This is a genomic window from Roseomonas genomospecies 6 (genome assembly GCF_008365375.1).
In the GTDB taxonomy this organism is placed as follows: Bacteria; Pseudomonadota; Alphaproteobacteria; order Azospirillales; family Azospirillaceae; genus Azospirillum.
This window is the reverse complement of sequence record NZ_QOKW01000006.1, coordinates 72,606-83,866: the sequence shown is the minus strand read 5'-3', so window position 1 is coordinate 83,866 and position 11,261 is coordinate 72,606. Positions and strand designations below refer to the sequence as shown.

Below are 11,261 nucleotides of genomic sequence, written 5' to 3'. Positions count from 1 at the left end.
TGTTCCTCCCATGAGAGCCTTTTTCTTCCGGTTTATTCGGCGGCGGCCTTCATCGTGCCGCCCTGCATCGCTTCCGCGCCCGCCATCACGGCCTTCACGATGTTGTGATAGCCGGTGCAGCGGCAGATGTTGCCCTCCAGCCCCTCGCGGACGTCCTGCTCGGTGGGGGAGGGGTTGGCCGTCACCAGATCGACGGCGCTCATCACCATGCCCGGCGTGCAGAAGCCGCATTGCAGGCCGTGATGCTCGCGGAAGGCCGCCTGCATCGGGTGCAGCGTGCCGTCCGCCGCCGCCAGCCCTTCGATGGTGGTGATCGAAGCGCCGTCCGCCTGGGCGGCCAGCATGGTGCAGGACTTCACCGAACGCCCATCCACATGCACGACGCAGGCGCCGCACTGGCTGGTGTCGCACCCCACATGCGTGCCGGTCAGGCCGATCTGGTCGCGAAGGAAGGTGACCAGCAGGGTCCGCTCCTCCACCTCGCGCGAGACCGTTTTTCCGTTGACGGTCATGGAAACGGTACACGGCATCCGCTGTCCTCCCATTGTTGGTGACGTTCTGTTGCCCCGACCTTCGCGACGCTTCTTTCGACGGTTCTTCCAACTCTGCGGGATAAAGTGTGGCGCAAGACCAACCGGAACAAGGATAGGGGGGTCTCGTCCTTTCCGGTCAAGACGCCGTTCGGCCTCCTCCGAAGGGAGTGGGATCGCGCCGAACCGCCGGGTTTCTTTCGGTTCCTACGTACTGGCGAACCTCCTGTCCGCAAGTTAGGATAGCCAACAATCCGACGCAAACCAACGCGTCTTACGAATGATCCGCTACGGACAGTCTTTCGGGAGGATAGAAGAATGAAGCGTTTCCTGGCCGCGGTCGGCGTCTGCATGCTCACCGCACTGCCCGCCCAGGCCGAGCAGTTCGTCACCGTTCTCACCGGCGGCACCAGCGGCGTCTACTACCCGCTGGGCGTGGCGCTGTCCGGCATCTACGGCAAGGCCATTCCGGGGGCGAAGGTCACGGTCCAGGCGACCAAGGCGTCGGTGGAGAACCTGAACCTGCTTCAGTCGGAGCGCGGCGAGATCGCCTTCACCCTCGGCGATTCGCTGAGCGGCGCCTGGAAGGGCGACGAGGAGGCCGGCTTCAAGAGCAAGCTGACCAAGCTGCGCACCGTCGCCGCCATCTATCCCAACTACATCCAGATCGTCGCCAGCAAGGATTCCGGCGTCAAGACGCTGGCCGACCTGAAGGGCAAGCGCGTGTCGGTGGGCGCTCCGAAGTCGGGGACGGAGCTGAACGCCCGCGCCATCTTCGCCGCCGCCGGGCTGGGCTACAAGGACTTCTCCAAGACCGAGTATCTGCCATTCGCCGAATCGGTGGACCTCATCAAGAACCGGCAGCTCGACGCGACCCTGATCTCCGCCGGCCTCGGCGTCGCGGCGATCAAGGATCTGGCGACCTCGCAGGAGATCACCATCGTGTCGATCCCGGCGGACGTGGTGCAGAAGGTTGGCGATTCCGCCTACATCGCGGAGACCATCCCGGCCAACAGCTACAGCGGACAGAGCGAGCCGGTGCCGACGGCCGCGGTGCGCAACCTGCTGGTCACCCATTCCGGCGTGTCGGACGACGCGGTCTACGCCATGACCAAGGCGATGTTCGAGAATCTGGAGGCGATGGCCGCGGCCCACGCCGCCGCCAAGCAGATCAAGCTGGACGCCGGCGCGATCCAGTCGCCGGTCCCGCTGCACCCGGGGGCGGAGAAGTTCTACAAGGAAAAGGGGCTGATGTAAGCGCGCCGCGTCGTCCGGGACATCCAAAGCGATGAACGCATCCTCCCAAGCGGCGGCCCCCAAAACGGCAGACGACAAAATCCGTCAGGCCATCGACCGCGAGAATCCCTCGACGGTCGTGGCCTTCGAAGGGGTGTCGGGCAAGGCCGTCTTCGCCATCGCCGTGGCCTTCTCGGTGTTCCAGATCTGGACGGCGGCGTTCAACCCGCTGTCCAGCCTGGTCGTCCGCTCGGTCCATGTCGGATTTCTGCTGCTGATGACCTTCGCCCTGTTCGGCTTCCGGTCGCATGGGGAACGGCGCAGCGTGCCTTGGCACGATTGGCTTCTGGGCCTGACCGGATTCGTGCTGGCCTTTTACCATTATGTGTTCGAGGCCGACCTGATCCAGCGGTCGGGCGATCCGACCATGACGGACCTCGTCGTCGGCGCGGTCACCATCGCGCTGGTGTTCGAAGCCGCCCGGCGGATCATGGGATTGGCGCTGCCGATCATCTGCGGCGTGTTCATCCCTTATGCGCTGTTCGGTCGCCATCTCCCCTTCGGACTGGCCCACCGTGGCTACGACATCGATCAGGTCATCGACACCCTGTTCCTGTCCACCGAAGGCATCTACGGCACGCCCGTCTTCGTGTCGTCGACCTTCATCTTCCTGTTCATCCTGTTCGGCGCCTTCCTGGAGCGCGCCGGCATGATCAAGCTGTTCAACGACGTGTCGCTGGGGCTCGTCGGCCACGCCAAGGGCGGGCCGGCGAAGGTGGCGGTGATCTCCTCCGGCTTCATGGGGACGATCAACGGATCGGGCGTGGCGAACGTGCTGACCACCGGCCAGTTCACCATTCCCCTGATGATGCGCTTCGGCTACCGCCCGGCCTTCGCGGGGGCGGTGGAGGCCACCGCCAGCATGGGCGGGCAGCTCATGCCGCCGGTCATGGGGGCCGCGGCCTTCATCATGGCGGAGACCATCGGCGTTCCCTTCAGCGACATCGCCATCGCCGCCGCCATTCCGGCAATTCTCTATTTCGGCAGCGCCTTCTGGATGGTGCATCTGGAAGCCGGCAAGCGCAACCTCGTCGGCCTGCCGAAGGACCAGTGCCCCAGCGTGTCCCGCGCGCTGATCGAGGGCTGGTACCTGATCCTGCCGCTGGCCGCGCTGGTCTATCTGCTGTTCTCCGGCTTCACGCCGCTGTTCGCGGGGGTGATCGGCATTGCCGCCACCATCGCCCTGATTCTCGGCACGCGGATCGTCGGCGCTATCGGCCCGATGGCCCTGCGCGTCGCCTTCTGGGTCGTTCTCGGCCTGATCGCCGCGGCGCTGTGGCGCATGGGGTGGCGGACGGAGCATCTGGCCTTCGCCCTCGTCGGGCTTCTGGTCATTCCCTGCCTGATCGTGAAGGGCGGTCGGGAAACGCTGGCCATGCTGGTGCAGAGCCTTGCCGACGGTGCCAAGAACGCCGTGGGCGTGGGTGTCGCCTGCGCGCTGGTGGGTGTGCTGATCGGCATCCTGACCCTGACCGGGCTGGCTTCTAGCCTTGCGGCGACGATCTTCGAGCTGTCGGGCGGCAACCTGCTGGTCGCCCTGATCCTCACCATGCTGGCCTGCATCGTGTTGGGCACAGGACTGCCGACGACCGCCAACTACATCGTCACGGCGGCCATCGCGGCGCCGGCCCTGTTGCAGATGGGCGTGCCGCTGATCGTGTCGCACATGTTCGTGTTCTACTTCGGCATCATGGCGGACCTGACGCCGCCGGTGGCGTTGGCGGCGCTGGCCGCCTCGTCCATCTGCCGGGCGGGGCACATGCAGGTCGGCTTCATCGCCACGCGCATCGCCATGGCGGGCTATGTCGTGCCCTTCATGGCGGTGTACTCCCCCGCGCTGATGCTCCAGACCACCGACCCGCTGGCGGTGGCCTACATCCTGTTGAAGGCGCTGATCGCCATCGGCCTGTGGGGCGCGGCGGCCATCGGCTTCTTCTGGACGCCGCTGAATTGGGCGGAACGGGCGTTCGGGGCGGCGGCGGCCTTCCTGTTCGTTCTGGCCCTGCCGGTGACGGACGAGATCGGGTTCGTCATGACGGCGGTATTCCTGCTGTGGCAGCGCTACCGCCTGCGCAGTCTGGGGCGGTCCGGCGCGCCGGCATGAACCCGGTATGAGCGCCGCTTTGTGCCTCTCGGCGCTCGGTGGGGCGGTTCTGGCCGCCCTGCCGGGTCCCGCCTTCACCCTGTCCTGGACCCATTCGGTGGAAAAGACCGAATGGCGCGAGGACTGGCGCATCGAGCAGGGGCGGCTCGTCCTGACCGAAGCCCGCGTGAAGGGCGGCGGCGCCGGGATGGAACCGCCCGAAGGCGCGCGGCTGGCCGGCGGCTGGTGGGTCTGGGCTCCGGCCCTTCCGCCGCAGGAGCGTGTCGTCCTTGCCGCGTCGTCCTTCACGCCGGACCATACCCTGTGCGCGGGCGGCGAATGCCGTCCGCTCCGGGGCTGGACCGGCGGCACCCTCCCGGGCCCGCTGGAACTGAAGCCGTGCCGCTGAAGCCATCCCGTTCGTGCACGTCGGTTAAAGGATTTCCGACTGGTCGATCCATATTGGCTTAACCCGTTCGGGGGCGCATACTCGTCAACTGATATGACAGACAGCCGAATGCGTGCGATGACCGACGCCAGCCCCACCCGAAATCGCCTTCTCCGCTCTCTGGCCGCCCTGACGGGGCTCGCCGCCGCCGGAATTCCGGGGCTGGCCCTGGCGGCGGAGGGGGCGGGCGCCCCTCACCTGGACGGCGGCAGCCTGAGCGTCGTCTGGGTCATTCCCTTCGTCGGGATTCTGCTGTCCATCGCGCTGATGCCTTTGCTGATGCCGTCCTTCTGGCACCATCATTTCGGCAAGGTCGCCGCCGGCTGGGCCATCGCCTTCCTGCTGCCCTTCGCGCTGACCTTCGGTGCCGGGCTCGCCACCTACGAGCTGCTGCACACCCTGCTTCTCGAATACATTCCCTTCATCGTTCTGCTGACCGCGCTGTTCACGGTGGCCGGCGGCGTGCGCATCGCCGGCACCCTGGTGGGCACGCCGGTGGCGAACACGTTTGGGCTTGGGCTGGGCACATTGCTGGCGAGCCTGATGGGAACGACGGGCGCCTCGATGCTGCTGATCCGTCCGCTGATCCGCGCGAACGAGCATCGACGGCACAAGGTCCACACGATCGTCTTCTTCATCTTCCTGGTGTCGAACGTCGGCGGCTCGCTGACGCCGCTGGGCGACCCGCCGCTGTTCCTGGGCTTCCTGAAGGGGGTCGGCTTCTTCTGGCCGACGGTGCATCTGTTCTGGCCGATGATGCTGGTGTCCGGCAGCCTGCTGGCGATCTATTTCGTGCTGGACCTCTATCTCCACACCAAGGACCCCGGCAAGCACCCGCTGATCGAGGGCGTGCATGAGCGGGAGCCGGTGCGGATCGAGGGGGCGGTGAATCTGCTCCTGCTCGTCGCCATCGTCGGCGCCGTCCTGCTCAGCGGCGTCTGGCATCCGGGGGTTGGGGTGGATATCTATCACATCCACGTACCGCTGGAGACCATCGTCAGCAACCTGCTGCTGCTGGCGATCACCGGCCTGTCGCTGAAGCTGACCAGCGCGCACAGCCGCCGCCTCAACGCCTTCACCTGGGGGCCGATCCTGGAGGTGGCGAAGCTGTTCGCCGCGATCTTCCTGACCATCATCCCGGCCATCGCCATCCTGCGCGCGGGCACGGACGGGGCGCTGGGCGCCATCATCGCCGCGGTGAACCAGGGTGGGGAACCGGTTCCGGCGGCCTATTTCTGGGCGACGGGCGTGCTGTCCAGCTTCCTCGACAACGCCCCGACCTATCTGATCTTCTTCAACACCGCGGGGGGCGACGCGCAGGTGCTGATGACCGATCTGGCGCTGACGCTGGCGGCCATCTCGGCGGGCGCGGTGTTCATGGGGGCCGTCACCTACATCGGCAACGCCCCGAATTTCATGGTCAAGGCCATCGCGGAGGAGCGCGGCGTGGCGATGCCGAGCTTCTTCGGCTACATGCTGTGGTCCTTCGGCTTCCTGGTTCCGCTGTTCGTCGTCGTGACCTGGGTGTTCTTCCTGTAGATCAGTGCGACATCAGCACCGGGACTTCGAGATCCGAGAGGATCGTGCGGGTCGTCCCGCCCAGGACCAGTTCCCGCAGGCGGGAGTGGCCGTAGGACCCCATCACCAGCAGATCGCCGCCCAGATCGCGGTTGCTGGCGATGACGACGTCGCCCACGTCGCCGCCCTGGTGGATGTTCGACTGGTGGCCGCTGCGGACGCCGTGGCGTTCGAGCCAGATCATCAGGTCGCGCCCGCGGTCCAGGCTGTGCCCCGGCGGGTCGACGGTCAGCACGGTCACCTTTTCCGCCGCCTTGAGGAAGGGCATGGCGTTGCGCACCGCCCGCCCGGCCTCCCGCGTGTTCTTCCAGGCCACCACCACATGACGGCCGATCACCGCCGGCGCGGGGACGCCGTAAGGCAGCACCAGCGTGGGGCAGGGGCTCACCAGCGGCAGCCGGTCCGGAAGATGCAGCATCACCCGGTCGTCGAGATCGTCGCCATGGCTCTGCGTCACGATGGCGAGGTCGGCGTAGGCGGCGCGGGCCGCCAGCAGCTCCACATGGTCGCCTTCCTCGATCGTCCAGGAATAGGAACAGTCCTTCAGCGCCTGCCGCACCACCTGTTCGATCCGCTCGGCCTTCTCGTGGGCGATGGCCGTGGCCTCCGCGATGTAGGCGTATGAGGCGGCGCGTCCGGTCACCGCGGCGGGCATGGACACCGGCGAGGCGACGAACAGCACCTCCACGAAGGCCGAGAAGCGCTTGGCGAGACCGACCGCGACCTCCAACCGCTGGGCATGGCGGTCGTCGTTCGACATATGAAGCAGGATTGTCTTGATCGGCATGGTCTCGCTCGCAGGTTTCGAACCGGTTGACCCAACGTACAATAGGTAACGTCTGACGGGCCGGTCTGGCAACGGCCCGGCTAGCGGCTGGCCAACCCGGTTGGGGCGCCCGTACCGGGGTCCGGCGGCAGGCCTGAAATCTCCAGAAGCAGCTTGCTGAGGATCGCGTCGGCAAAGGCTTCGAAGCTGACGGCGGGGACCAGGAAGGCGCCGGGACCGCCGATCACATGGTCCTGGTAATAGCCGTCCAGGTTGGTCGGCGCCGCCCCGCCCCAGGGATTTGGGCGGTCGTTCAGGATCGGCAGGCCGTTGATGGTGATCCCCGCGGCGACCGCCTCGTCGCGCGCCCATTGCACCGGGCGCCCACGGTTGTTGACCCCGTCGCCCGAGACGTCGATCACCCGCCGCACCCCTTCGAACCCGTTGTCGTTGAACAGGCGGGCGCTGAAGTCGATGGCGGCGCTGATCGAGGTCCATTGCGCGGTGAGGTAGGGCGACTCGGCGATGGAGGAGGCGAAGGACTCGACGCTGTTCCGGTCGCTCAGCAGGGTCCAGGGCACCGTGACCCGCTGGAAGCCGTCCCCGGCCCACTCCACATAGGTGACGGCGATGCGCCCATAGGGGCCGCCGCGGATCGCCGCCTGGACCTTCGGGTCGGTAAGGGCGGCGACATAGCCCTCCCGCTGGAGGCGGCCTTCCTCCGCGTCCACGCTGCCGGACACGTCCACCGCCAGCACCAATTCCAGATCGACCGGCGTGTCGGCCTTGGCCGCCTCGTCCGCTCCTCCCGCCAGCAAGACCGCGACGGCCACCCCCGCCAGACGCCACGCACCGTCCATGCCGTGCCTCCCCCGCGGATGTCTCCCCAAGCCCACTCAAGAAAAGAGGTCGCCGCGGCGCCGGGACAAGGGGCGTTCTGCGCGAGGCGTTGACGGACGGGCTTCCCCGCGCCACCTCTCCACCCCATGCCGACCGATTTTCCGACCGCCGATGTTCCGACCGCCGATTGTCCGAGCGACGTCACCATCCGCCCGCTGTTCCTGGGCAGCGAGATCTACCGGGGCTCCAGCTACGGTGCGAAGCATCCGCTGGCCATCCCGCGGGTATCGACCGCCATCGACCTCAGCCGTGCCATGGGGTGGCTGCCCGACACGGTCTATCGCGACAGCCCGATGGCGACTCCTCACGAACTGGCCCGCTTTCACGCCCCGGACTACATCGCCGCCCTACACCGCGCGGAGGCGGAGCAGCGCGTGGATGCCGGGACCGGAGAGCGCTACAATCTGGGCCGGTTGGAGAACCCCGTCTTTCCGGAGATGTACCGGCGCCCCGCCATCAGCACGGGGGCGGCCATCCTGGCTGGGCGCCTGCTGGCCGGGGCGCCCGCCGGCATCGTCTACAGCCCGGCCAGCGGCACCCACCACGCCCGTCCGGGGCGGGCCAGCGGCTTCTGCTATTTCAACGCGCCGGTGCTGGGCATCCTGGCGTTGCTCGATTCGGGAGTCGAACGGGTCCTCTATGTCGATCTGGACGCCCATCACGGCGACGGGGTGGAGGACGCCTTCGCCGACGACGACCGGGTCCTGACCCTCTCCGTCCACGAGGACGGGCGCTGGCCTTTCACGGGAAAGGCAGAGGACCGGCCCGGTGCACTGGCTTGCAATCTGCCGGTGCCGCCGGAGTTCAACGATACGGAGATGGACTATCTTCTGGAGACGGTGATCCTGCCGCTGGGACTGGCGTTCCGACCGCAGGCGCTGGTGATCCAGACCGGCGCCGACGCGCTGGCCGAAGACCCCTTGAGCCGTCTGGAACTGTCGAACGGCGCGTTGTGGCGGGCGGTGCGTGCCCTGATGGGGCTTGCGCCGCGCGTGCTGGTGGTTGGGGGAGGGGGATACAATCCCTGGTCCGTCGGTCGCTGCTGGGCCGGAATCTGGGCGGTTCTGAACGGGATCGACCCGGCGGTGCCGCCCACGCCGGAGGCCGAAGGCGTGCTGCGGGCGCTGTCCTGGTCGCGCGCCGCCGGACGGAACCCGCCCGAGCATTGGTTCACCACCTTGGTAGATGCCCCGCGTCCCGGTCCTGTCCGGGAGGAGGTGCGTCGGGTTGCCGCTGCGGCAAAAACGAAGATGGAACTCTTTGGATAATCTTTGGAAAGGTTTTCCAGATGGAATGACACTCTGTTGACGGAGCGATGCGAATCGGCCAGCCTGATTCGCGCGACTCGCGCCGTCTGCAGACCGTTCCGCGATTGCACGCCGTGCCGGAGAAGAGGGAGAGGGGCAGGCCGCCGATGTCCAACACGACCTTGCTCCTGCTGACCATCGCCGCGATGATGCTGGCCGCGATCCCCGTCGCCATGATGCTCAAGCGGTTCCTGCCCGAATACCTGCACCGTGCGGCGGGAATCAGTCAGCTTGAGAACCGCATCTACGTCCTGCATTCGGAGATTCACGAGCTTCAGGACCGGGTCAACGTGAAGGTTCAACGGCGCAACCAGGTGTCCGCCGACAAGCACCGCATCGAGTCCGAGAACCGGAAGATGGAGCGGGCCATCGCAGAGATCGCGCTGCAACCGCCCCTGTTCGTGCACGAGGTGGGCGATCCCCAGGCCGGCATGTCGAAGTTCCTGGTGAACATCGCCCAGGAGAAGGCGTCCTCGACATCAAGGAACAGCGGCGACAAGTCCCAGGTCAACCCGATTTGGCGCTGCGCCAACGTGGCCGAGGTCTGGGCATCCGGAATGGAGGAGGCCAGGCAACTCGTCGAACTGGCCTTTCCCTTCAAGATGGGCTTCACCAAGAACTTCCAGAAGACGCAAGGGCGCCCCAACCCCGTCCGGATCAAGGCCAAGGCGCCCCCGTCATGATGGTCAACTTCCTCATCATCCTTGGGATCATCGCCATCGGGGCGTGGCTCGGCAACGTGCTGCTGGCGGTCGATTCGGAGGTGGCGCAGAGCCGCAGCCGGATGCGCGCGGCCAAGGACACCGTCGGCAAGCTGGAAGCGACGATCCGCCGGCTCCAGCACGAGGAGGAGAACGTCGCCAAGGAGATCGAGGAGTGTTTGGCCGACACGGTCGAGGCGCGCCGCAAGCAGTCCGACATCCAACGCCGCCTGTCCGAGGCGCAGGCCAGACAGCGCCCCCAGTTGCTGATCCTTACCGACCGGCGGAACCCGAACGACAAGGAATGGTTGGTCACCGTCGTCAACCAGCAGATCGGCGAGATCGACGCCCTGCACCCTCTGGCCGTCGAATGGGCGCGCGGGCGCGACTATCTGGTCTGGGCCGAGAGCGAACGGGAAGCCGCCGAGCGGGCCAACCGCCGCTTCAGCGCCCGGCCGGGCTATCAGATCAAGGAGGTCAAGCCGGTGACCAAGGACATCTACAGCACCTCGACCGACCGGACGGCCGCGTAACGCCGCTGGACAGGCGCCCCCTCCAACGGCATCGTCCGGCCCGGAACGTCAAAGGAATGGGTTGAACGCGATGATCGGACGGGCTGTGCGTGGTGGGATTCTGGGCGGGATTCTGCTGGGTGTGATGATTCTGCTGTCCGCCCTGCCGGCGGCGGCACTGGAGAGCTTCGCGCGGTCCACACTGACCATCGAGACGGCGGGCGGCGGCAAGTACCGCTTCGACGTCGAACTGGCGGAAACGCCGGCCCAGCAGGCGCAGGGGCTGATGCACCGCGAGAGAATGGCCGCCGATGCCGGAATGCTGTTCACCTACGATCGCCCGCAGCCGGCCAGCTTCTGGATGAAGAACACGCTGATCCCGCTGGACATGATCTTCATCGGGGCGGACGGGCGCATCGTGAACATCCATGCCAACGCCGTGCCCCATTCGTTGGACGCCGTGAACTCCACCGGGCCGGTGAAGGGCATTCTGGAGATCAACGGAGGGATGAGCGCGCGTCTGGGCATCCGTCCGGGCGACCGCGTGGTGCATTCGGCCTTCGGCACCGCGAAGTGACGCCCCTGCGGCGTTAGGCCACGTCCGGGAGGCCGAAGGCGGTCAGGACGATCCGAGCGGCCTCCTCCGGATCATCATCGACGCTTCTCGCCGGCACGGCGGCGCAGGGTTGCAGCCGGCTCCGCAGGAAGCGCCGCAGCCTTTGCTCCAACGGCGAAGGCGCATCCTCCAGCACCGCCACGGGCGTGCCGCAGCAGGACAGACGGGCGGCGGCCAGAGCGACCAGACCGGCGTCCGACCCCGATCCGATCAGCCCTAGGGGACGCCGCTCCGCGACGATCCGGGCCAGCGCCAGGACGGAGGTGGCGGTGTGACGCCTGGCAAGGTCGATCTGCCCGATGCCGGGAAGCAGCGCCGTTCGCAGCGGCCCACCCCCCATCGGCGCCACGACGTCGAGTCCATGGCCCCGCCGATGCAGCGCGTTCGCCAGGGCGACGGCGGCGCGCCCGGAGGGGATGTCGTCCAGTCCGGAAACGAAGACGGCGATGCGGGATTCCGGTGGGGCGGGAGCGTTCACGGGGGCGGCGTTCGGCACGGTCGAAAGGGGGCGCATCATACGGAAG

The 11,261-nt window shown here is 67.2% G+C and carries 12 protein-coding genes; 8 read left to right on the top strand and 4 right to left on the bottom strand.

What is annotated here, in order from left to right:
- Window positions 1-32: 32 nt before the first annotated feature.
- Window positions 33-530, bottom strand: coding sequence for a (2Fe-2S)-binding protein (locus tag DS843_RS10090; protein WP_149468757.1), 498 nt, complete (start codon window positions 528-530; stop codon window positions 33-35).
- A 318-nt stretch (window positions 531-848) separates the two neighbouring features.
- Here DS843_RS10090 and DS843_RS10085 point away from each other — a divergent pair, with 318 nt between their 5' ends.
- The 4 genes from DS843_RS10085 to DS843_RS10070 all read left to right on the top strand — a co-directional run bounded on the left by DS843_RS10085 (window position 849) and on the right by DS843_RS10070 (window position 5,896).
- Window positions 849-1,787 carry a TAXI family TRAP transporter solute-binding subunit gene (locus tag DS843_RS10085; protein ID WP_149468756.1) on the top strand — a complete coding sequence of 313 codons (939 nt, stop codon included), beginning with the start codon at window positions 849-851 and terminating at the stop codon, window positions 1,785-1,787.
- A gap of 31 nt (window positions 1,788-1,818) precedes the next feature.
- A complete protein-coding gene (locus tag DS843_RS10080; protein WP_149468755.1) occupies window positions 1,819-3,930 on the top strand; it encodes a TRAP transporter permease in 2,112 nt (703 codons plus the stop codon).
- 7 nt (window positions 3,931-3,937) lie between these two features.
- A complete protein-coding gene (locus DS843_RS10075; RefSeq protein ID WP_149468754.1) occupies window positions 3,938-4,318 on the top strand; it encodes a DUF1850 domain-containing protein in 381 nt (126 codons plus the stop codon).
- 117 nt (window positions 4,319-4,435) lie between these two features.
- Complete coding sequence (locus DS843_RS10070) at window positions 4,436-5,896, top strand: sodium:proton antiporter (RefSeq protein ID WP_149468753.1); 1,461 nt, start codon at window positions 4,436-4,438, stop codon at window positions 5,894-5,896.
- A gap of 1 nt (window position 5,897) precedes the next feature.
- Here the strand turns inward: DS843_RS10070 and DS843_RS10065 are convergent, their stop codons facing one another.
- The gene (locus DS843_RS10065) at window positions 5,898-6,722 is read right to left on the bottom strand and encodes a universal stress protein (RefSeq protein WP_149468752.1); all 825 of its coding nucleotides are present in this window, start codon (window positions 6,720-6,722) and stop codon (window positions 5,898-5,900) included.
- 80 nt (window positions 6,723-6,802) lie between these two features.
- Window positions 6,803-7,561, bottom strand: a complete 759-nt coding sequence (locus tag DS843_RS10060; RefSeq protein ID WP_149468751.1) for a DUF1194 domain-containing protein — start codon at window positions 7,559-7,561, stop codon at window positions 6,803-6,805.
- A gap of 126 nt (window positions 7,562-7,687) precedes the next feature.
- Here DS843_RS10060 and DS843_RS10055 point away from each other — a divergent pair, with 126 nt between their 5' ends.
- From DS843_RS10055 to DS843_RS10040, 4 genes are all read left to right on the top strand, one after another.
- Window positions 7,688-8,869, top strand: a complete 1,182-nt coding sequence (locus DS843_RS10055) for an acetoin utilization protein AcuC (protein WP_149468750.1) — start codon at window positions 7,688-7,690, stop codon at window positions 8,867-8,869.
- A 146-nt stretch (window positions 8,870-9,015) separates the two neighbouring features.
- Window positions 9,016-9,591, top strand: a complete 576-nt coding sequence (locus tag DS843_RS10050; RefSeq protein ID WP_149468749.1) for a hypothetical protein — start codon at window positions 9,016-9,018, stop codon at window positions 9,589-9,591.
- A complete protein-coding gene (locus tag DS843_RS10045) occupies window positions 9,588-10,142 on the top strand; it encodes a hypothetical protein (protein ID WP_149468748.1) in 555 nt (184 codons plus the stop codon). The genes DS843_RS10050 and DS843_RS10045 overlap by 4 nt, the downstream gene beginning before the upstream one ends.
- 70 nt (window positions 10,143-10,212) lie before the next feature.
- Window positions 10,213-10,698 (top strand): DUF192 domain-containing protein, encoded by a 486-nt coding sequence (locus DS843_RS10040; RefSeq protein WP_149468747.1) that lies wholly within the window; start codon window positions 10,213-10,215, stop codon window positions 10,696-10,698.
- Between the two features lie 13 nt (window positions 10,699-10,711).
- On the opposite strand, the gene DS843_RS10035 is transcribed toward DS843_RS10040, so the two are convergent.
- On the bottom strand, window positions 10,712-11,254 hold the full coding sequence (locus DS843_RS10035) for a hypothetical protein (RefSeq protein ID WP_149468746.1): 543 nt from the start codon (window positions 11,252-11,254) through the stop codon (window positions 10,712-10,714).
- Window positions 11,255-11,261: the final 7 nt, after the last annotated feature.